This is a genomic window from Williamsia muralis (assembly GCF_051487485.1).
GTDB lineage: Bacteria > Actinomycetota > Actinomycetes > Mycobacteriales > Mycobacteriaceae > Williamsia > Williamsia muralis_B.
On the sequence record NZ_JAHVCV010000009.1, the window covers coordinates 43,773 to 64,486 of the forward strand.

General features: G+C 64.0%; 22 protein-coding genes and 1 tRNA gene. 15 read left to right on the top strand and 8 right to left on the bottom strand.

Annotated features, from left to right (window positions below):
• Positions 1-12 precede the first annotated feature (12 nt).
• Entirely contained in the window at positions 13-1,062 is a 1,050-nt protein-coding gene (locus KXR83_RS21920) for an ArsA-related P-loop ATPase (RefSeq protein WP_437426653.1), read from the top strand.
• Positions 1,062-2,156, top strand: coding sequence for an ArsA family ATPase (locus KXR83_RS21925; RefSeq protein ID WP_437426654.1), 1,095 nt, complete (start codon positions 1,062-1,064; stop codon positions 2,154-2,156). The genes KXR83_RS21920 and KXR83_RS21925 overlap by 1 nt, the downstream gene beginning before the upstream one ends.
• A gap of 45 nt (positions 2,157-2,201) precedes the next feature.
• Here KXR83_RS21925 and KXR83_RS21930 read toward each other — a convergent pair whose 3' ends face one another.
• Positions 2,202-2,519 carry a WhiB family transcriptional regulator gene (locus tag KXR83_RS21930; protein ID WP_030169006.1) on the bottom strand — a complete coding sequence of 106 codons (318 nt, stop codon included), beginning with the start codon at positions 2,517-2,519 and terminating at the stop codon, positions 2,202-2,204.
• 223 nt (positions 2,520-2,742) lie between these two features.
• On the opposite strand from KXR83_RS21930, the gene KXR83_RS21935 reads away from it, so the two are divergent.
• Positions 2,743-5,199: a penicillin-binding protein gene (locus KXR83_RS21935; RefSeq protein ID WP_437426655.1), complete on the top strand. Its 2,457-nt coding sequence runs from the start codon at positions 2,743-2,745 to the stop codon at positions 5,197-5,199.
• Between the two features lie 17 nt (positions 5,200-5,216).
• Here the strand turns inward: KXR83_RS21935 and KXR83_RS21940 are convergent, their stop codons facing one another.
• On the bottom strand, positions 5,217-5,684 hold the full coding sequence (locus KXR83_RS21940) for a GatB/YqeY domain-containing protein (protein ID WP_437426656.1): 468 nt from the start codon (positions 5,682-5,684) through the stop codon (positions 5,217-5,219).
• A 70-nt stretch (positions 5,685-5,754) separates the two neighbouring features.
• Here KXR83_RS21940 and KXR83_RS21945 point away from each other — a divergent pair, with 70 nt between their 5' ends.
• Entirely contained in the window at positions 5,755-6,750 is a 996-nt protein-coding gene (locus KXR83_RS21945) for a metallophosphoesterase (protein WP_437426657.1), read from the top strand.
• A gap of 66 nt (positions 6,751-6,816) precedes the next feature.
• Positions 6,817-6,890 (top strand) — tRNA-Pro (locus KXR83_RS21950).
• Positions 6,891-7,034: 144 nt separating this feature from the next.
• Here KXR83_RS21950 and KXR83_RS21955 read toward each other — a convergent pair.
• Both KXR83_RS21955 and KXR83_RS21960 read right to left on the bottom strand, forming a co-directional pair.
• Positions 7,035-7,436 carry a hypothetical protein gene (locus KXR83_RS21955; RefSeq protein WP_437426658.1) on the bottom strand — a complete coding sequence of 134 codons (402 nt, stop codon included), beginning with the start codon at positions 7,434-7,436 and terminating at the stop codon, positions 7,035-7,037.
• Between the two features lie 77 nt (positions 7,437-7,513).
• Complete coding sequence (locus KXR83_RS21960) at positions 7,514-7,882, bottom strand: nuclear transport factor 2 family protein (protein WP_437426659.1); 369 nt, start codon at positions 7,880-7,882, stop codon at positions 7,514-7,516.
• A gap of 183 nt (positions 7,883-8,065) precedes the next feature.
• Here KXR83_RS21960 and KXR83_RS21965 point away from each other — a divergent pair, with 183 nt between their 5' ends.
• The 4 genes from KXR83_RS21965 (at position 8,066) to KXR83_RS21980 (ending at position 14,060) form a co-directional block, all read left to right on the top strand.
• The gene (locus KXR83_RS21965) at positions 8,066-9,547 is read left to right on the top strand and encodes an MFS transporter (RefSeq protein WP_437426660.1); all 1,482 of its coding nucleotides are present in this window, start codon (positions 8,066-8,068) and stop codon (positions 9,545-9,547) included.
• Positions 9,548-9,610: 63 nt separating this feature from the next.
• Positions 9,611-10,276: a TetR/AcrR family transcriptional regulator gene (locus KXR83_RS21970; protein ID WP_437426661.1), complete on the top strand. Its 666-nt coding sequence runs from the start codon at positions 9,611-9,613 to the stop codon at positions 10,274-10,276.
• A 171-nt stretch (positions 10,277-10,447) separates the two neighbouring features.
• Positions 10,448-12,829 carry an FdhF/YdeP family oxidoreductase gene (locus KXR83_RS21975; protein ID WP_437426662.1) on the top strand — a complete coding sequence of 794 codons (2,382 nt, stop codon included), beginning with the start codon at positions 10,448-10,450 and terminating at the stop codon, positions 12,827-12,829.
• A 106-nt stretch (positions 12,830-12,935) separates the two neighbouring features.
• Positions 12,936-14,060 (top strand): nitronate monooxygenase, encoded by a 1,125-nt coding sequence (locus KXR83_RS21980; RefSeq protein ID WP_437426663.1) that lies wholly within the window; start codon positions 12,936-12,938, stop codon positions 14,058-14,060.
• A 17-nt stretch (positions 14,061-14,077) separates the two neighbouring features.
• Here KXR83_RS21980 and KXR83_RS21985 read toward each other — a convergent pair whose 3' ends face one another.
• Together KXR83_RS21985 and KXR83_RS21990 are read right to left on the bottom strand one after the other, a co-directional pair.
• A complete protein-coding gene (locus tag KXR83_RS21985; RefSeq protein WP_030168973.1) occupies positions 14,078-14,269 on the bottom strand; it encodes a (2Fe-2S)-binding protein in 192 nt (63 codons plus the stop codon).
• 15 nt (positions 14,270-14,284) lie between these two features.
• A complete protein-coding gene (locus KXR83_RS21990) occupies positions 14,285-14,902 on the bottom strand; it encodes a fatty-acid--CoA ligase (protein ID WP_437426664.1) in 618 nt (205 codons plus the stop codon).
• Between the two features lie 149 nt (positions 14,903-15,051).
• Here KXR83_RS21990 and bfr point away from each other — a divergent pair, with 149 nt between their 5' ends.
• Together bfr and KXR83_RS22000 are read left to right on the top strand one after the other, a co-directional pair.
• Positions 15,052-15,531, top strand: a complete 480-nt coding sequence (gene bfr / locus KXR83_RS21995) for a bacterioferritin (RefSeq protein WP_437426665.1) — start codon at positions 15,052-15,054, stop codon at positions 15,529-15,531.
• A gap of 250 nt (positions 15,532-15,781) precedes the next feature.
• The gene (locus KXR83_RS22000) at positions 15,782-16,447 is read left to right on the top strand and encodes a serine protease (protein ID WP_437426781.1); all 666 of its coding nucleotides are present in this window, start codon (positions 15,782-15,784) and stop codon (positions 16,445-16,447) included.
• A 37-nt stretch (positions 16,448-16,484) separates the two neighbouring features.
• Here the strand turns inward: KXR83_RS22000 and KXR83_RS22005 are convergent, their stop codons facing one another.
• The gene (locus KXR83_RS22005; protein ID WP_023956478.1) at positions 16,485-16,655 is read right to left on the bottom strand and encodes a hypothetical protein; all 171 of its coding nucleotides are present in this window, start codon (positions 16,653-16,655) and stop codon (positions 16,485-16,487) included.
• Between the two features lie 83 nt (positions 16,656-16,738).
• Between KXR83_RS22005 and KXR83_RS22010 the strand changes: the two genes are divergently transcribed.
• Together KXR83_RS22010 and KXR83_RS22015 are read left to right on the top strand one after the other, a co-directional pair.
• Complete coding sequence (locus tag KXR83_RS22010) at positions 16,739-17,692, top strand: GlxA family transcriptional regulator (protein WP_437426666.1); 954 nt, start codon at positions 16,739-16,741, stop codon at positions 17,690-17,692.
• A 72-nt stretch (positions 17,693-17,764) separates the two neighbouring features.
• Positions 17,765-18,631 carry a hypothetical protein gene (locus KXR83_RS22015; RefSeq protein ID WP_437426667.1) on the top strand — a complete coding sequence of 289 codons (867 nt, stop codon included), beginning with the start codon at positions 17,765-17,767 and terminating at the stop codon, positions 18,629-18,631.
• Positions 18,632-18,673: 42 nt separating this feature from the next.
• On the opposite strand, the gene KXR83_RS22020 is transcribed toward KXR83_RS22015, so the two are convergent.
• Positions 18,674-19,153: a hypothetical protein gene (locus KXR83_RS22020; RefSeq protein ID WP_437426668.1), complete on the bottom strand. Its 480-nt coding sequence runs from the start codon at positions 19,151-19,153 to the stop codon at positions 18,674-18,676.
• 205 nt (positions 19,154-19,358) lie between these two features.
• On the opposite strand from KXR83_RS22020, the gene KXR83_RS22025 reads away from it, so the two are divergent.
• Together KXR83_RS22025 and KXR83_RS22030 are read left to right on the top strand one after the other, a co-directional pair.
• Entirely contained in the window at positions 19,359-19,982 is a 624-nt protein-coding gene (locus tag KXR83_RS22025) for an AIM24 family protein (protein WP_437426669.1), read from the top strand.
• 5 nt (positions 19,983-19,987) lie between these two features.
• Positions 19,988-20,710 carry an AIM24 family protein gene (locus KXR83_RS22030; protein WP_437426670.1) on the top strand — a complete coding sequence of 241 codons (723 nt, stop codon included), beginning with the start codon at positions 19,988-19,990 and terminating at the stop codon, positions 20,708-20,710.
• Positions 20,711-20,714: the final 4 nt, after the last annotated feature.

Sequence of the window (20,714 nt, forward strand, 5' to 3'; positions counted from 1 at the left end):
GTACTGCACGGTATGGTCTTCGGCCATGACCAACGTCGATATGGTGAACCCGTGACAACAGAACAGCCCACGGGCTATCGCTGGTCAGAGGCCGCTGCGAAGGCGCGCCTGCACTTCGTCTCCGGTAAGGGCGGGACCGGAAAAACCACTGTCGCGGCCGCTCTCGCGCTGACACTGGCCGCCGAAGGCAAAAAGGTCCTCCTCGTCGAATGCGAGGGACGTCAGGGCATCGCGCAGATCTTCGATGTTCCGCCCCTGGCCCCCACCGAGACCAAGGTCGCCACCGCAGAAGGCGGCGGACAGGTGTGGGCACTGGCGATCGACATCGAACACGCGCTGCTCGAGTACCTCGACATGTTCTACAACCTCGGATTCGCCGGCCGCGCCATGCGCCGCATCGGTGCCATCGACTTTGTCACCACCGTCGCGCCGGGGCTTCGCGACGTCTTGGTGACGGGGAAGATCAAAGAGACCGTGGTCCGAACCGACAAGCGCGGCAACCGGATCTACGACGCCGTGGTGGTCGACGCACCTCCGACGGGCCGGATCGGCAACTTCCTCGACGTCACCAAGGCCATGGCCGATCTGACCAAGACCGGCCCCTTGCGCAACCAGAGCGACGGCGTGGTCAAGCTGCTGCACTCGGACCAGACCGTGGTGCATCTGGTGACGTTGCTCGAGGCGATGCCCATCCAGGAGACCATCGAGGCGGTCCGCGAGCTGGAGGGCAAGAACCTCACCATCGGGTCGGTGATCGTCAATCGGGTGTCGCCGCATCATCTGCCGCCCGAGTCGATCGGCGACATCGCCGACGGCGTCATCGATGCCGCCGAACTGCGCGCCCAGCTCGACAAGTCGGGCCTGAAGTACACCGAGGCCGACTTCGAGGGCCTGCTGACCGAGACCATCGAGCACGCCAGTCGGGTGCAGGCGCAGCTCGAGGCCGGTGCCGAACTCGACGCCTTGGAACTCGACAAGTTGCAGCTGCCCGCGTTCGACGATGGCGTCGACCTCGGCGGCCTCTACGAAATCTCCGAAATCCTCCAGAAGGCTGGTGCCTGATGCCGATCGACCTGAAAATGGGCGCAATTCTCACCGACCTCGGAACCAAGGTCGTGATCTGTTGCGGCGCAGGCGGAGTCGGCAAGACGACCACCGCCGCGGCAATGGCCGTGTACGCCGCCGAACGGGGACGCAAGGTGGTTGTCCTCACGATCGACCCTGCCAAGCGGCTCGCGCAGTCGCTGGGCATGAACGAACTGACCAACAGCCCACAACCGGTCAAAATCGACGGCGACGGCACGCTCGACGCCATGATGCTCGACATGCGCCGCACCTTCGACGAGATGGTGACGCAGTACTCGACGCCTGAACGCGCCGAAGCGATCATGAACAACAACTTCTATCAGACCGTTGCCAGCTCGTTCTCCGGCACGCAGGAGTACATGGCGATGGAGAAATTGGGACAGCTTCTGGCGCAGGATGATTGGGATCTGGTGGTGGTGGACACCCCACCCTCGCGCAATGCCCTCGACTTCCTCGACGCGCCGCAGCGTCTCGGGTCGTTCCTCGAAGGCCGGCTGATGAAGATGCTCGTGGGCGGCGGTCGCGGCGTGGGCCGGGTTGTCACCGGTGTTGTCGGACTGGCTATGAAGGGCATCTCGACCATCATCGGCGGCGAGACGCTGCGCGACGTCTCGGTCTTCGTGCAGTCACTCGACTCGATGTTCGGAAGTTTCCGGGAACGGGCGAACCGGACCTACAACCTCCTCAAACAACCGGGCACCCAATTCGCCGTGGTTGCGGCGGCCGAACCGGACGCCCTGCGTGAGGCCGCGTTCTTCGTCGACCGGCTCTCCGAAGAGAAGATGCCGCTCGCCGGCCTGATCCTCAACCGCACCCACCCCAACCTCACCGCGATCGGCGGGAGCGCCGCCGAGGCGGCGGCAAACAATGTCGACGACCCGCTGACCAAGGCCGTGCTCACGATTCATTCCGAGCGGGCGACCACCGGCAAACGCGAACTGCACCTGCTGCACAGCTTCACCACGTCGCATCCGGCAGTCCCGATCGTGGGTGTGCCGTCACTACCGTTCGAGGTCGCCGACATGACCGCCCTACGCGCTGTGGCCGAGGAAATCACCAGCAAAGGCTGACGCCGCCGCCCGGCAGGGCGACGGCGTCAGGATGCTGGGTGAGACTCAGCCGACGCTGGTGATCTGCCTGCGACGCTGCGTCTCGAAGAACGTGCTCCACGAGGTGACCTCGGGATGCTGGCGCAACAGCGCCCGGCGCTGACGTTCGGTCATGCCTCCCCAGACCCCGAACTCAACGCGATTGTCGAGTGCATCTGCACCACACTCGAGCTGGACTGGGCAATGACGGCAGATCGTCGCAGCCTTGCGCTGGGCGGCTCCACGGACAAACAGCTGGTCAGGATCGACCTCGCGGCACCGTGCCCTGGCCACCCAGGCCAATCTTGCTTCGTTCTCTACCGTCGCAGCTGCCGCTTTTGCCATTACGATCCCCTGTCTGAAGCACAATATTGACGTCCGCCGCCACATTTAAGACTGAATGTTACGTGTGTCACATTCAATTACGACCAATGTATGGACCACACTTACGCACCGTCAAGACCTGGAATGAAAAAAGTGGCACTTGCGTGCAAACCGAGTGCGACGATCTGGCTTTTGCGCCGCTCGGTGCCACCTGAGAAGGCAGACGCCACGTATCCTTGCTGGCGTGCCAAAGTCGAAGTCCCTGTCACTGCTCGCGGGATGCTGCGTCCTAGCCGGTGTTCTCGTCGCCGGACTGCTGTTTCCGGTGGCCGGTGGAATCGGTCTGGTGTCGAGCCGGGCCGCGGACACGGTCCAAAACGTGTCGTCGGAACTGCTCGAAGGCACGGTCCCCGAGGTCACCACGATGACGGACGTGACCGGTAAGCCGATCGCGTTCCTGTACGACCAGCGACGAACACAGGTCGGCTACAACGACATCTCACCAGAGATGATCCGCTCCATCATCTCCATCGAAGACCGGCGATTCCTCGACCACGACGGGGTGGACTGGAAAGGCACGATCCGCGCGTTCCTGAAGAACTCGTCGTCGGGCGAGGTGCAGCAGGGTGCTTCGACCATCGACCAGCAGTATGTGAAGAACTACCAGCTGCTGGTTCTCGCCCGCACCGACGCCGACCGTCGCGCCGCCACCGAGACCACGCCTGCGCGCAAGCTCAAAGAAGTCCGCATGGCACTCACGCTGGAGGAGAACCTCACCCAGCAGGCCAAGCGGGACAAGAACCTGAACGACGAGCAGGCCAAGCAGGAGGCGAAGAAGGAAATCGTCACCCGCTACCTGAACGTGGTGCCGTTCGGTAACGGCGCCTACGGCATCGAGGCGGCAGCTCGTACGTACTTCAACAAGTCCGCGAAGGATCTGACGATCCCCGAGTCGGCGATGCTCGCCGGCATGGTGCAGTCGAGTTCGGCACTCGACCCCTACAACAACCCCGATGGTGTGCTCGAACGCCGCAACCTGGTCCTCGACACGCTGATCTCCAACTTCCCGAATCGCGCCGCCGAATACCAGGCCGCCAAGGAGACCCCGCTCGGCGTGGTCCCCTCCCCGATCACCCTGCCGAACGGCTGCATCTCGGCCGCCGACGCCGGTTTCTTCTGCGACTACGCGTTGAAGTTCCTGGCCGAGAACGGCCTGAGCCGCGAGACTGTCGCCCGCGGCGGCTACACCATCCGCACCACGCTCGATCCCGCCGTCCAGCGGTCGACGCTGACCGGGGTGCAGAACATCACCGACCCCGACCTCAACGGTGTCGCGACTGTCATGAGCGTGATCCGGCCGGGCACCGAGAGCCACGACATCATGTCGATGGCGTCGAGTCGCCAGTACGGACTGGACCAGAATGCCAACCAGACCGTGCAGCCTCAGCCGTTCTCGATGGTCGGCGACGGTGCAGGGTCGGTGTTCAAGATCTTCACGGTCGCCGCGGCGATGGAGAAGGGCCTGGGTGCCGGGTCCTCCCTGCAGGTTCCTGCCACCTTCCAGGCGCAGGGCATGGGTAGCAGCGGCGGTGTCAACGGTTGCCCGGCGAACACCTACTGCGTGCGCAACGACGGCCGGTACCCGGCACAGTTGTCGGTGACCCAGGCATTGGCCCAGTCCCCCAACACCGCGTTCGTCAAGCTCCTCCAAGACGTCGGGGTGGGACCTGCGGTGGACATCGCCGTGCGTCTCGGACTGCGCTCGTACACCAATCCGGGCACCTCCGGCCAGGGCGAGCAGAGCTTGGCCGACTACTTCAAGCAGAACAATCTGGGGTCGTTCACCCTGGGACCCACCGCGATCAACGCACTCGAGCTCTCCAACGTTGCCGCCACGCTGTCTTCGCACGGTGTGTGGTGCCCGCCGAACCCGATTGCATCCATCACGCAGCCGAAGCGCGATCGCAACGGCAACCAGGTCCTGGGTACCGATGGACGGCCTGCGGTGCAAGAGGTCGCCTTCGAGCGTCCGAAGTGCGAGAAGGTCGTCGAACCCGGCCTGGCCGACACCCTCGCCAACGCCATGAGCCAGGACGACCGCGGATCGGGAACTGCGGCCGGCGCTGCCGGGTCCACCGGGTGGAACCTGCCGATGGCCGGCAAGACGGGCACCACGGAGGCCCACCGATCGTCGGCCTTCGTGGGATTCACCAACAACCTGGCGGCCGCGACCTACACGTACAACGACTCACCGACCCCGTCCGAGCTGTGCTCGAATCCGCTGCGGCAATGCGGGTACGGCACCCTCTACGGCGGTAGTGAACCGGCACGAACGTGGTTCACCGCGATGTTGCCGATTGCCAACAACTTCGGGCCCACAGCACTACCACCGAACGACCCGACCTACGTGGCCGGTGTTGGCGGTAAGGCCGTTCCGTCGGTTGCGGGGATGACCGCCGACGAGGCGACGAGGCGGATCGAGCAGGCGGGCTTCAAGGTCGCGCGGCTCAACACCGACAGTGCGCAAGCAGCGGGCACCGTGGTGTTCACCGCCCCGGAGGACACAGCGATCCCCGGGAGCACCGTCACCATCTACCTGAGCACCGGGCAGTCCCAGCTACCCACCCGACGGGCGTCACCGCCCACCACCATCACCGTCCCCGGGGTTGGCCCGATCGTCATCCCGGTACCGGGCGGCTGATTCGCCGGGCGGCCGGGCTACTGCAGGCGCGCGCGGATCGCCGATGACAGGCGCTTGCCGTCGGCGCGACCGGCGGCGAGCTTGGTGGCGTGTCCCATCACCTGGCCCATCTGCCTCATGGCCGGGGCCTCACCAGTTTCTTCGGTGACGGCCGCAACGGCTTGATCGACAATGCCCGTCAGTTCCTCGTCGGACAGTTGCGCGGGTAGGTACCGGGCGATGATCTCGCCTTCGGCGCGTTCTTTCTCGGCCAGCTCTTCGCGGTTGTTCTCCGCGAACACCGAGGCCGCCTCTGCACGCTTCTTGCTCTCGCGCGCAAGCACTTTCATCACGTCGTCATCAGTCAACTCGCGGGCCGCCTTGCCCGACACCTCTTCGGACTGAATGGCAGCCAGGACCATCCGCAGGGTCCCGGTGACCGTGGTGTTCTTGGCTTTCATGGCAGCGGTCAGATCGGTGCGGATCTGCTCTTTGATCGTGGACATGTGGTCAAACCTACGCCGCCGAGGTCGACGGTCCGCACCCGTTTTTCGCCTGCGGGCGTATTCTGGCCAGATGCCTCAGGGACGAAAAAGCATCACTCGTCGCACAGATCAACTCGCCGGACTGACCTCGGCGCACGCGATCGCGGGGGTCGCGGCCGCGGGTGCCGCCGGTCTCGCCTATGCGACCTTGATCGAGCGAAACGCGTTTGCGCTGCGACACGAGACCCTGTCGGTTCTCGAGCCCGGTTCCACATCGCTGCGGGTGCTGCACATCAGCGACCTCCACATGATGCCGGGACAGCGGCTCAAACAAGCATGGGTTCAGGAACTCGCCGCGCTGCAGCCCGACCTCGTCATCAACACCGGCGACAACTTGGCCCACCCCCAGTCGGTACCGGCCGTGGTCCAGGCGCTGGGCGATCTGTTGTCGCTTCCAGGGCTCTTTGTGTTCGGGTCCAACGACTACTTCGCGCCCATTCCGAAGAACCCGCTGAAGTACTTCAAGAAAGACCACAAGCGCACCCACGGGGAGCCGCTTCCGTGGCAGGATCTGCGCGCGGCGTTCACCGAGCGTGGCTGGCTCGACGCCACCCATTCGGTGCGTGAACTCGAGGTCGCCGGGGTGCGGGTGGCTGCTGCGGGTGTCGACGATCCGCACATCGGCCGCGACCGTTACGAGACCATCGAGGGCCGGCCCAACCCGCTGGCACATCTGCGCCTGGGTCTGACCCACTCTCCTGAGCCGCGTGTGCTCGACCGGTTTGCCGACGACGGCTACGACCTCGTGATGGCCGGACACACTCACGGAGGCCAGCTGTGCCTGCCCGGTGTCGGCGCGATCGTGACCAATTGCGACCTCGACCGGTCACGGGTCAAAGGCGTGTCGGCATGGGGTGCGGCGATGAAGCTTCACGTCAGTGCCGGTCTGGGCACCTCGCCGTATGTCCCGGCCCGCTTCTGCTGCCGGCCCGAGGCCACGTTGCTCACCCTCACCCCTGTCTCGGCCGGCGACGCCGACTACGAGCAGGAGGGGTCTTTGCCACCGGTGAATGCCGAGGCCAATTGACCGTCGTGACCAGGCGATTTAATCCGCTACCGCGGCTGAGGTAAGCTATCGCAGGCTGATTGATCACGGGGTGTGGCGCAGCTTGGTAGCGTGCTTCGTTCGGGACGAAGAGGTCGTGGGTTCGAATCCCGCCACCCCGACTGTGTTGGTTGAGACACATGAGAGACCCTGATCAGGGGAGACCTTGATCAGGGTCTCCTCGTTTTCAGCCGCCCTCCCCGATGATGTGTGGTTATTGCGACAGAAAGCCCAGGTCGACGCCGCCAGAACACCACACTTTCGGGCTATGAGCCGCTGTCGTCCAGAACTCCGACCGAGACGCCGTAGGGCAGGAACCGGACACGCCGCTGCGGGTCCACATTGTCTTTGTGCGCGCGCAGAGCATCGAGTTCAGAGGCGTACACCTGGTCGATGCGAGCCGAACCGTCGTCGGCGACGGTGTAGATGGCCCAGACACCGTCACCGGTGTCGCCCGTGGTCTCACGCGTAGGCGGCGCGGGCTTGGTGCGCTGCGACGCTGTGCTGAACATCGAATCGCGCAGTAGCGACGCCAGGGGGTTCTCGCCTCCGGATTGAGACATCCCCTTGGCGACCTGGCCCAGCATGTCGCGGAATCCCTCGCCGGCCTCTCTGGCAAAGCGGTCGAAATCCTCGGGCTCGAAGCCGAACGGTCCGTTGGTACTCATTGATCACTCCTGTTGTGCGGTGAGGACTCCAGTGTGCCTGCCCCGTCGGCTATCGGCAGAAATAATCGATGGGCCCCTCAGTCCTTCTCCGGTCCGGTGATCACCGTGTAGAGCGACGAGATCCGCCCGTCGGTCACCAGTGCCGCGTCGAAACCGGTCGCCACCGGATCCTGTCCGGGCGGGCCCAGCTCCCACGCGAGATGGCCGAAGTTCTGTGCCTTCTGCACCCGGCCGACCTTGCTGAACACCAGGCCCTGCATGCCGTCGAGCAGTTTCTGGGCCTTGGCCGCCAGAGCTTCTCGACCCACCGCGACACCCTCTTCGTCCGTCCAGACGACGTCCTCCGTGTAGGTCTCTGCGATGGCCTTGGCGCGTCGCTCGGGGTCGGGTTCACCGAACACCCCCAGCAGGTTCGCTTCCATCAGTGCGGTCACTTCGTCGGACATGGAGACTCCCCGCGTTGATCGCTCCGGGCGTTCCGAAGACATGACAACAAAATACGGGCTCCAGAGCCCAACTACTCGGTGTGGCGAACCCCCTCGCCGCCGTCCGACTTGACGATGTCAAACAGTTGACTTAAATTAAGTCAGTCAACTGACTTATGTTGTTGTTCTGATTCCGGAGATCTCATGTCACAGACTGTTGTCGACCCTGACCCCAACCCGGGCCCTACAACCAAGGCCCCCAAGACCGCGGCCGTCGTCGCCGTGCTCGCCTTCTCAGGGATTGTGGTCTCGCTCATGCAGACCCTCGTCATCCCGATCATCCCCCACCTGCCCGACTACCTCGACGCTCCCGCGTCCGACACAGCGTGGGCGGTGACCGCAACTCTGCTGGCCGCCGCCGTAGCGGTGCCGACGATGGGACGGCTCGGCGACATGTTCGGCAAACGCCGGCTGCTCCTGAGCAGCGTGGTCTTGCTGGTCGCCGGTTCCGTTGTCGCAGCGCTGAGTTCGAGCCTCGTGCCCCTCATCGTCGGACGCGTACTACAGGGCCTGGCTGCCGGCACGATCCCACTGGGGATCAGCATCATGCGTGACGTACTTCCCCCGAAGAAGCTGGCAGGCGCCGTGGCGATGATGAGCGCATCACTGGGAGTCGGTGGCGCCCTGGGCCTTCCGATCGCGGCCCTGATCGCCGAGTACGCCGACTGGCACGTCTTGTTCTGGACCTCCGCCGCTCTGGGAGTCCTCGCCGGCGCGCTGATCGTCATGCTGGTGCCGGAGTCACCGGTTCGCACCGGCGGCGCATTCGACTTCATGGGCGCCATCACCCTGTCCGTGGCGTTGATCGCGCTGTTGCTGGCCGTCTCCAAGGGTTCGGACTGGGGCTGGACCGGGTCGGAAACTTTTGTCCTGCTCATTGTTTCGGCTGCCGCATTCGCGGCGTGGATCTGGTGGGAATTACGGAGCAGCCGACCGCTGGTCGATCTGCGTGTCTCGATCCGCAGGCAGGTCCTGTTCACCAACCTCGCATCCATCGTCTTCGGGTTCGCGATGTTCGCCGCCACCATGGTGTTTCCGCAAGTGGTCCAACTTCCCGAGGCGACCGGTTTCGGGCTGGGCGGATCGATGCTCCTGTCCGGCTTGGTGATGGCGCCATTCGGCGTGGTCATGATGCTGATCTCACCCGTGTCATCGCGGATCACCAACGTTCACGGGCCGAAGATCACGCTGATGATCGGCGCCGTGGTGGTCGCCCTCGGTTATGGCATCGGTATCTTCTCGCTGCACTCGATCTGGCAGCTCGTCATGATCGCCATCATCATCGGCGCCGGAACAGGAATGGCGTACGGCGCCATGCCGGCACTCATCATGGCTGCGGTGCCACCCACGGAGACCGGCGCCGCCAACAGTTTCAACACCCTTATGCGTTCGCTGGGAACGTCATTCGCCAGCGCGATCGCAGGCGTGATCCTTGCTCAGATGACCATGTCCGTAGGGGCCGCGTCCGTACCGTCGGAGAGCGCCTTCCGGGTCATCATGGCCCTGGCTGCAGGATCCGCACTCGCCGCGCTCGTACTGGCGGCCTTCCTGCCACGGTTTCGTGCACCGGGCGCCGACGACGCGGCTACGGTGGACCGAACTCCCGTGAGCGCTGGGGCTCGCTAGCCGGCCTGCCGGATCGGGGCCCCGCTGCCCTGTGCGTGCACTCGGGCTGACGCAGGAGGGGATATGGCCACGCCATCGGGACGCAGCGAGCAGTTCGAGCCCCGCCGACAGGAGATCATCGACCGGGCCGCGGTCCTGTTCGCCGAGAACGGTTACGCGGCCACCGGAGTATCGGAGATCTGTAAGGCGACCGGTCTGGGCAAGGGCGCGCTCTACCACTACATCGGCTCCAAGGAGAGCTTGCTCGTTGCCATCCAGGATCGGGTGCTCGAGCCGTTGATGGCGCAAGCCAAGGAGATCGTCCGGTTCGACACCCACCCGGTGGTGAAGATACGACTGCTCTCTGAAGTCCTCTTGAACTCGATCATGTCCAGGGTCGACCACATCTGGGTGTACGAACACGACTACCGTCACCTGACCGGCGAGAACCTCGAACGAATGCTCGCACAGCGTGACGAGTTCGAGAGGTTGATCGAAGATGCGATCGCCGAGGCCATCGACAATGGCTTCCTCCGAGACATCAATCCGCGGCTTGCCACTCTCCAGTTCCTGAACCTGCACAACCACACCTACCGGTGGGCGAGCACGGCGAATCAGCTGTGGTCGGTTCAGGAACTGTCAGACGAGTACTGCCACACCTTGATCCGGGGCATGGCAGCGGCCGATGCACAACTCGAGGGCTTGGATGTCGAGGCCAACCGGTTGCGCAAAATTCTGGCAGCGGCATGAGGTCATCCGCCGAGGGATTGTTCGAGGGCTTTCCGTTCGTCAAATGACGCGCGACGCCCTACCGTGAAAGTCATCGTTCTTGTGTGTGCCTGAACCCACAGGCTTCGCACAGGCCGCATCGGGGTGGCCATTCCGGACACCTCGGTGGACTCGGAGTTGTAGGAGGCCGACATGCCGGACCCGGACGCGGACGAACAGCAGAACGAGCTGGATCTCGCACAGCTCGACATCGAGAAGCCGAAGTCTCATGCGGCGGGCGCCACTGCCGTCGCCGTCTCGATGAAACGCGCCCTCGGCCACATGGGGGCGGTCCGGACCGCCAAGACGCTGCTCAAATTGAATCAGGCCGAGGGCTTCGACTGCATGAGCTGCGCGTGGCCGGACCCCGACCCGGGCCACCGCCACGCCGCCGAGTTCTGTGAGAACGGCGCCAAGGCGGTGGCCGAGGAGGGAACCACCACCCGGGCGACTCCGGAGTTCTTTTCCGCACACAGCATCGATGATCTGTCCGGACGCACCGAGCACTGGCTGGGTCAGCAGGGGCGTATCACTCATCCGATGATCAAGCGTCCCGGCGGAACCCACTACGAACCCATCGACTGGGACGACGCTTTCGCGCTCATCGGCGACGAACTCAACGGTCTCGCCTCACCCGACGAAGCCGTCTTCTACACATCGGGTCGGGCCTCGAACGAGTCCGCCTTCGTCTACCAGCTGTTCGCGCGCGCTTACGGCACCAACAACATGCCTGACTGCTCGAACATGTGTCACGAGTCCACGTCCATCGCACTGCAGGAATCGATCGGGATCGGCAAGGCAAGCGTCACCCTGGATGACGTCTACAACGCCGAGCTGATCATCATCGCCGGCCAGAATCCGGGCACCAACCACCCGCGGATGCTTTCCGCCCTGGAGAAGGCGAAGCAGAACGGTGCGAAGATCCTGTCGATCAACCCGCTGCGCGAAGCCGGACTCGTCAACTTCAAGAATCCACAGACGCCCCGCGGCATGGTCGGGCCGGGCACCGACCTGACCGACATGTTCCTGCCGATCGCCCTGAACGGCGACCTCGCGCTCTTCCAGGCGTTCGGATCCCTACTCGTGGAGTGGGACGCGCTGGACCACGACTTCATCGACGCGCACACCACCGGATTCGACGCGTGGCGCGAGCATGTCAGTGCCGTCGACTGGGATGTCGTCACCTCCACCACCGGACTCTCGCGCGCACAGATCACCGAAGCTGCCGAGCTCCTGCGGGATTCGAAAGCCACGGTGTTCTGCTGGGCGATGGGACTGACGCAGCATCGTAATGCCGTCGCCACCATCAAAGAGGTCACCAACCTCGCTTTCGCACAGGGCAACATCGGCAAGCCGGGCGCGGGATTGTTCCCCGTGCGGGGGCATTCGAACGTGCAGGGCGACCGCACGATGGGCATCTGGGAACGGCCCCCGCAGCACTTCCTCGACGCCATCCAGAAGGAGTTCGGGTTCGATCCCCCGCGCGAGCACGGGCTCGACACCGTCGACTCCATCCGGGCGATGCGCGACGGCAAGGCGCACTTCTTCCTGGGTCTGGGCGGCAACTTCGCCCAGGCAACCCCGGACAGCGACGTCACCTTCGGCGCGCTGCGCAAGGTTCGGATGACCGTGCAGATCTCCACGAAGATCAACCGGGGCCACCTGGTGTGCGGCCAGACCGCTTTGATCCTGCCGACCCTCGGCCGCACGGAGAAGGACGTGCAAGCCAGTGGGCAGCAGTACATCTCGGTAGAGGATTCGACCTGCTCGGTGCACGCCTCGCGTGGACCGCTCCCTCCGGCGAGCCCACACCTCAAGTCCGAGGTCGCGATCATCACCTCGATAGCCGAAGCCACCATCGGCGACCGGCATGGCATCAATTGGAAAGCCATGCGCGACGACTACCGCAACATCCGAGCGCACATCGCGCAGGTGGTGCCCGGATGCGAAGGCTACGAGGTGAATGTCCGCAGGCCCGGCGGGTTCATCCTGCCCCACCCACCTCGGGACTCCCGGACCTTCGACACCGAGTCGGGTCTCGGCGAGTTCGCCGTCTCCCCGATCGATGTCCTCCAGGTCCCGCCGAATCACCTGATCCTGCAGACACTTCGGAGCCACGACCAGTTCAACACCACCATCTACGGTTTCAGCGACCGCTACCGCGGTATCGAGGGTGGTCGACGTGTTGTGTTCGTGCACCGCGAAGACATCTCCGCGCTGGGATTTCGGAACGGCGACATCGTCGACATCGTCACCAAATGGGATGACGACGACAACGTGCGGTGTGCGCCCTCGTTTCGGATCGTGGAGTACGCGACACCACGGGGTTCGGCTGCTGCCTACTATCCCGAGACCAATCCCCTTGTCCCACTGGACTCGACCGCGCTGCAGAGCAATTGCCCCACATCGAAGTCGATCATCGTCTCACTGGTTCCGGCCGGCCAGGGCAGAGCCACCGAGAACTCCGCCGATCAGGACTCGACCGGATCGGACTGGAGTCACAAGACCCAACCGCAGCCCGAGCATCTGAGCTGACCCGGGTACCTGGGGTTGTAAACCGTCGCGCGACGGGGTACACAACTAGAACACGTTCTATTTCGGAGCATGTTCATGTTGAATACCCGGCATTGCGAGGCACACCATGCACACCCCAATCTGTGATGATCTCGGCATCGAGTTCCCCATCTTCGCGTTCACCCACTGCCGCGACGTCGTGGTCGCCGTGAGCAAGGCCGGCGGATTCGGCGTGCTGGGTGCGGTCGGATTCACCCCGGAACAGTTGGAGATCGAACTCAACTGGATCGATGAGCACATCGGTGACCATCCTTATGGCGTCGACATCGTGATTCCCAACAAGTACGAGGGCATGGACTCCAACCTGTCTGCCGAGGAACTCACGTCCATGTTGCAGTCGATGGTCCCGGCCGAAACCCTGGACTTCGGCCGCAAAATCCTTCTCGACCACGGTGTTCCGCTGCCCGAGGACGAAGAGAACTCGCTCCAGCTCCTGGGGTGGACCGAGGCCACCGCGACCCCTCAGGTCGAGATCGCGCTCCAGCATCCCAAGGTCAGCCTCATCGCGAATGCCCTCGGCACACCGCCTGCGGAGATGATCGCCCACATCCACGAGGCCGGCCGCAAGGTGGCCGCGCTGTGCGGGTCACCCAAGCAGGCCCGCAAGCATGCCGACGCCGGCGTGGACATCATCATCGCCCAGGGCGGCGAGGGTGGCGGCCACTGCGGCGAGGTCGGATCCATCGTCTTGTGGCCGCAGGTGGTCAAAGAAGTTGCGCCGATTCCGGTTCTGGCCGCCGGTGGCATCGGCAGCGGCCAGCAGATCGCGGCCGCTCTCGCTCTCGGCACCCAGGGTGCCTGGACGGGTTCGCAGTGGCTGATGGTCGAGGAGTCGGAGAACACCGCCGTGCAACAGGCCGCCTATGTGTCGGCAAGCAGCCGTGACACCGTTCGCAGCCGTTCCTTCACCGGCAAGCCGTGCCGGATGTTGCGCAACGACTGGACCGAGGCCTGGGAAAAGCCGGAGAACCCCGAGCCGCTCGGAATGCCGTTGCAGTACATGGTGTCCGGGATGGCGGTCGCCGCAACACACCGCTACCCCGACCAGACCGTGGACGTCGCTTTCAATCCCGTCGGCCAGGTGGTCGGGCAGTTCACCAAAGTGGAGAAGTCCGCTGCGGTCATCGAACGGTGGGTTCAGGAATACCTCGACGCCACAACAACTCTGGACCAACTCAACGCACTGACCTGAGGCTCGGCGGACGTCGCCTACGGCTGGACGCCGGCCGTGGGCACGTCCGCGAAGTGGGCCTCGATGATCGCACGCACGGTGCGTCGACATCTGCCGCAGTCACGACCGGCACCGCAGGCGTTGGCGACCTCTTTGGAGGTACGCGCACCGTCGGCCACGGCCTGCTCGACGACGTGACTCGTAACTCCTTGGCACAGACACACATACATGACGAAGTCCGATACCTAGGCCTGCAACTGCAGTTCCAGTATCCGCTGCAACTTGCCCACGAACAGCGGCGGATACACACCGACTCCCGCACCGGACATCCATTCGGCAGCAGCGTCAGGCTGTTCCACCCAGGCGATCGCGTGCTCTTCGGTGTCGAGTTCCTGCAGGATCATGACCTCGTTCCGGTCATCGAACGCCCGGTAGATCCAGACACGCCGGACTCCTGCAGCGATGAACCTCCGCAGGCTGCCCCGAACCTTCGCGAGCAGAACATCCACGTTGTCGATCGGCGCGATTGCAGCGACGATGATGCCAGTGTGGTCAGTCGGCTCGTCCACCAGATCGATCTTCTCCACAACCTCGCCCGCGAACAGAGGAGGGATCTCCTCCACGCCGGCCGCGTCGAACCAATCCATGACCGCAGGATTGCGGAGCAGCTTGTCGATGGATCCGCGGTCATGCAAACCCAGCGTGGCGAATACGCGCCGCGGATCATGCAGCCCGCTGTAGACCACCATGTGATGGGCACCCAGCTTCGCGAGCGACTCGTTGTTTGCAGACAGAACATCAACGATTCCCTCGTCACTCGGCAGCGAGAAGTCCGAGGCCAGGATTCGAGAGTGCTGGGTCATTGATCCATCCTGCCGCCGAGGTCCGGTCGTTGTCACCAAAACAGCATCGTACCGAGATAAATTGATTCCGGACGCGTGTGTTGCACAGCCCCTCCGGGACCAGCCCTCCCGTTGGCGACACGACGTGCTCTTCGATGTGAGGAGATTTCATGCAAGGAGATCCAGAAGTTCTCAAACTGCTCAACGAGCAGCTGACCAGCGAACTCACCGCCATCAACCAGTACTTCCTGCATTCGAAGATGCAGGACAGCTGGGGGTACACGGAGATCGCCGCTCAGACCCGTGCCGAGTCGTTCGAGGAGATGAACCACGCCGAGGCACTCACCGACCGGATCCTGCTGCTGGACGGTCTGCCCAATTACCAGCGGCTGTTCTCGCTCAAGGTCGGACAGACGTTGCGTGAGCAGTTCGAGAGTGACCTGCAGATCGAACTCGACGTGGTCGCACGCCTCAAGCCCGGAATCGTGCTGTGCCGCGACAAGCAGGACTCGACCAGCGCGATCCTGCTCGAGAAGATCCTGGCCGACGAGGAAGGTCACGTCGACTACCTGCAGACGCAGCTCGAACTGATGAACACGTTGGGTGACCAGCTGTACCTGGCCCAGTGCGTGGCCCGTCCGCCCAAGTGATCTCCGGCGGGTGTGGGGACGTCGATCTCCGAGAACCCGACGGCTCTCACACCCGCTGATCGCACGCGGCTGCACAGTCGATGAGAGCCGGATTCGACTGTGCTCCCGCTCATTTCGCCACTCTGGACGCCCTGACAGACGCTCACGACGGACCGATCGGTACGGACCCGAGCCCCTGCGACGGTGCCAGTGATGCGCGACACGGCTGGTAGGTTCCTCATTGTCCCGGCAGATTTACCGTGAGGAATTGATGTTCAAGAAGGCCGCCACACTCATTGCAACTCTGTGCGCGTTGGTCGCACTGACAGCACTGGGGGTGTCCACCGCTTCAGCTGCGCCCGTAAAGGCCAACATCGGCGGTGGGACAGGAATCTTGGTGGACAAGGACAGGGGCACCGCGAGCGCCTGCACACTGACCGCGATCGGCCGCGACCAGAACAACATCTTGGTGGGTCTCACCGCAGGTCACTGTGGCCCCGCCGGCAAGGCAGTGTTCGTCGAAGCCGCCCAAGGACTCGGACCGGTCGGCCAGGTCACCTTCACGCACCGCGACCTCGACTACGGGATCATCCGCTTCGATTCAGCGAAGGTGAACCCCGTTCAGCGCGTCGGCGGCGTCACCATCCGTGGCATCCGCACGCAGGCCCCGACCTTCCCGGAGATCGGCTGCAAACAGGGACGCACCACCGCCAACACCTGTGGCATCACGTGGTTCTCGGACGGCTCAGCGCACACCAGCCAGATCTGCGTGGTCGAGGGAGACTCGGGTAGCCCCGTGGTGGTCGGCGACCGACTCGTCGGAATGGTCAACGCCTACTACTTCATCGGATGCATCGGGCCGGAGACCGGCACCAACATCAAACCGATCCTCGATGACCTGCCGGCGCGCGGCATCACCGCGTTCCACGTCGTCTGACCCTCCGGACTCTCCCGAGGGTCTTTCCGACGCGCTTCTAGCGGCGCGTCAAGGTTTCCAACTCGTCGCGCACCCGTGCGGAATCGGGGCCGTACTCGGCGTCCAATCCGAACGGGGCGCGCGGTAGATGTGCAGTCTTCTTGGCGTTCTCGTAGAACGCGATGAAGGCGATGATGAGGACTGGGATCAAGATGATTGCGATTTCCATGTCTGAAACTATGCGCCCGAACAGATAGTGCCACCACTGGCTGTTTTGCCAGTCTTCGCATATTTTCTGCCATACTGGTTGGCATGCTGCGCTCCGTTGCCGTAATCCTGCAAGAGCCCGTCGCCGCCTTCGAGTACGGCGTGGTCAGCGAGGTATTCGGTGTGGACCGCACCGACGAGGGTGTACCGAAGTTCGACTACCGCGTCTGCGGTATCGAACCGGGCAAGCCGCTGAACTTCACGACCGGTGCCCAGGTCATTCCGCAGTACGGGCTCGAGGCGTGCGCCGATGTGGACCTGGTGGCGATACCGGCCGGGCAAGTCCGGACCGACTTCCCCGAGGCGGTGCTCGATGTACTCCGTGCAGCCGACGCTCGAGGCGCATACATCCTGTCGGTCTGCACGGGCTCGTTTGTCGTCGCCGCGTCCGGCCTGCTCGGCGGTCGATCGGCGAGCACCCACTGGAAGTACGGCAAGCAGATGGCCGAGCTGTTCCCAGACGTCGACGTCAACACCGATGTGCTGTACGTCCAAGAGGGCAACATCATCACCAGCGCCGGTACAGCAGCCGGCATCGACGCCAGTCTGCACCTGGTCCGCACCGAGCATGGGCCGACGATCGCGAACAAGATCGCCCGCCGAATGGTGGTCCCTCCGCAACGCGAAGGCGGGCAGCGGCAGTTCGTGAAAGCGCCTGTGCCGGAATGTGATGAGGACGGATTCGGTCGCGTGCTCAACTGGATGCTGCGCAATCTGAAGGAGGACATCTCGATCGCGGACATGGCCACCAAAGCACACATGTCCCCGCGCACTTTTGCCCGCAGGTTCGCCGACGAGGTGGGCACCAGCCCGTTGCGCTGGCTCACCGAGCAGCGGGTTCTCGCCGCGCAGAGTCTGCTGGAAACCACCGATCTCGGCATCGAGGAAGTGGCCCGTCAGGTGGGTTTCAGTTCGGCGACCCTGCTGCGACACCATTTCTCGGCCATCGTCGGTATCACGCCCACTGCGTTTCGCGTCCGCTTCGGTTGCGCCAGCTGAACCACGAGCTGTCCGTGTCTACGATGTGTGCACCGGCAACACGGACATCGACAGCGGGGGTTTGCAGACATCATGACCAGCGATCCGGGCGACGCTTCCGGCTCACGTCCCGACCTGACCAAGGCTGACCGCCGGCCCGGCGACGGCGCGCAACCCACGCAGCACTTCGCCGCACCCGCTGACCCTCACCACCCCGGTCACGTCGACCAGAGTGGTTTCAATCCCTACCCGCCTGCCCAGCCCTTCGATCAGTTCGTGCCGTACCCACCGCCGTATCAGCCGAGCGCGCAGCAGTTTTCGCAACCCGCGCAGTACGGGACCCTTCAATATGGGGTCCCGCAGTTCGGGGTACCGCAGTTCGGGGGGTCGACGCCGGGCTTTGATACCAAGCCGGGTGCGGTCGGGCTCACGCGCGCCTTCGGTGCCGCAGCGCTAGTCGGGGCTCTGCTCATGGTTGCCTACGGCTGGCTGACCTGGGCGTCTTTCGAGCCGAAGACAAGCAGCGGCCCGCGAGCCTCGGTCAACGGTTGGGGGCAGGTGTTCGAAGCGGGCGAATCGGTTGATCTGGGATCGGGGGCGAGCGGAGCTCCCTATGCCGGGGTGTTCCTTCCGCTCTTTGTACTACCGGTCGCCATTCTGGGTCTGCTTGTTCTGTGCAACATCGGACGTTTCGGCAATTCGATCGCCATCTTTGTCCTGTCGGTTCTGCACCTGCTGCTGGCGATCATCTTCTTGGCAGCGCCGAGCATCTGCATTTTGTTCGAGTCGGACTTCGAGTCCGAGGTCTTCGAGGCGACCAACAACTTCTCGACGGGCCCGGGCGCCGTGCTCGCCACCCTGACCCTGTTGGTGGTCACCGGGACGAGCCTCGCCGGCATCGTGTTCGGCCGCAGAACGGCACCTGTGCAACCGCCGACGTACGGCTACCAACCCTACTGAGAGCTGCCGAACAGATCAGACCTCGCCGACAGTGGGTTCGCCTCAGTCGGTGGAGTTTTCGGGCTCGTCGGCATACGAGTCCGCAAACGAAATCCGCGGCATGCTGGTTGCCGCGTACAGCGTCAGCCCCAGAAACACCAAGAAGGTCAGAGCGAAACCGGCTGCCACAGCGGCCAATCCGTAGTGCACGACGTCAGTGATGACTCCACCTCCGTCGCGGACCCAGAGTGCACCGAACGCCGCGAGCACGGCACCCAACAGGGCCCATGCCGCGCCCCGCGCTCGTGGTCCGACCGTGGATGCGTAGAACAACCGCTCGTAGATAGCCGTCTCGAACTCGTCGACCGCCGCGGCCCGAACCGGGTCCTGGCCTGCGATCGTCCGCAGTTTCACCGCGAGATCGACGTCGTGGTCCAGCCGAGCTGCCTCGTTCTGCCTGTACCGGACATACAGGCCGATACCGAACACCACCGCGATGAGAAAAATCCCGACACCTACCGCACCCCACGACGCATCATTCACGCCGGTCACGTTACGGCAGGCGACCAGCGCTCACGTCCGTCTGGTCGAACCCATCGGGCATTCCGGCTGCGCTCGGCGGCGCAGCGTGACGAACCATGTGTGCGGACGTCAGTCGAACCGAGGATTCGGGCTGTTCACCGGGGTTGCTGGTGCCTACGATATGTCAGTCATCGCTCAGCACGCTTGAACTCAGAGGACGCACAACATGGCCGAGTTATTCGGATTGACCAAACGCGTGGTCGAGGCGCGGCTCAACAACACATCGATCAAGGCCGTCAGTGGGTCGATGGTCTCGTACCAGGGACAGGTCGAGTTCAAGGCAGCCGGATTCGGCGGCGGAGCGGGTGTGCTCGCCGGCCTCAAACAAAAGGCCACCGGTGAATCGCTCAAGCTGATGGAGTGCACGGGCAATGGCCTGGTTCACCTCGCGATCGGCGCTCAGTACACAACGGTGTTGCAGCTGAACAACGAGACGATTCAGGTGGAGTCGCGGCAGTTGCTGGCGATGGCCGGTAACCTCCAAACCAATGTCCAGTTCTCGGGACTCGGCGGAATGTCCAGCGGGCAAGGTCTTTTCACCACGACGGTGTCGGGCACGGGTCAGGTGGCCCTGCTGTCGGCCGGCGGTCCTCTGATTCATCTCGAGGTGAGCCCGAACATGCCTCTGGTGGTCGACCCTGATGCGTTTGTCTCTGCCAAAGGTCAACTGCAGCAATCGTTTGTCACCGACGTCAGCTGGCGGTCGATGATGGGCCAGGACGGTGGCGAGGCTTTCTCGCTGCGGTGGCAGGGTCAGGGTGTTGTGTCCATCCAGCCGGCGGAACGGTGAGTGCAATGGTCTTCGAAAAGGTGAACTCGAAAGTGGTCAAGGTCAACGTCGGTCACGCCGGTGGCGTGGTCGCGCGTAAGGGCGCGATGCTCTTCTACACCGGTCAGGTGCAGTTCTCGCCGCATCAGATCCCCGGCGCAGGAGGGGGTGGCATGCCGGGAATGGGCGGCATGGGTGCCGTCGCGGGCATGGCGGGCCGGATGATGCGCGGCGAGCACGAGGCCACGATGCTTGCGCAGGGAAATGGCGACGTGCACTACGGGTTTGCCGGTCTCGCAGTCCATGTCATAGACATGCCCCAGGGGGGAACGGTCACCGCCGACGCGTCGCGCACGCTTGGCTACACGTCCGGTCTGCAGGCCTCGATTGTCTCGATGACCTCGCAGGGCGGGGGCGGCGGCGGTCGAGGCGGCGGAATCATGGGCGCTCTACGCGGAGCTGCCACCGGCGCATTGACCGGCGACGGCATGTTCACCACTCAACTCCAGGGCATGGGCTCGGTCGTGTTGTTGGCTCACGGTGAGGTGTTGGAGATTCAGGTCGGCGGCCAATATCCGGTGATCGTGGATCCGCAGGCCTTCGTCGGCACGTTCGGCAACGTCCAGACGCAGCTCAAATCGACGATGGGCTGGCGCGATGCGGTCGGCCGTGGCGCCGGCGAGGCCATGCAGTTGCAGTGTCAGGGCCAAGGAACCGTTTTCGTCCAAGCATCCGAACAGAAGCTGTAGGGGA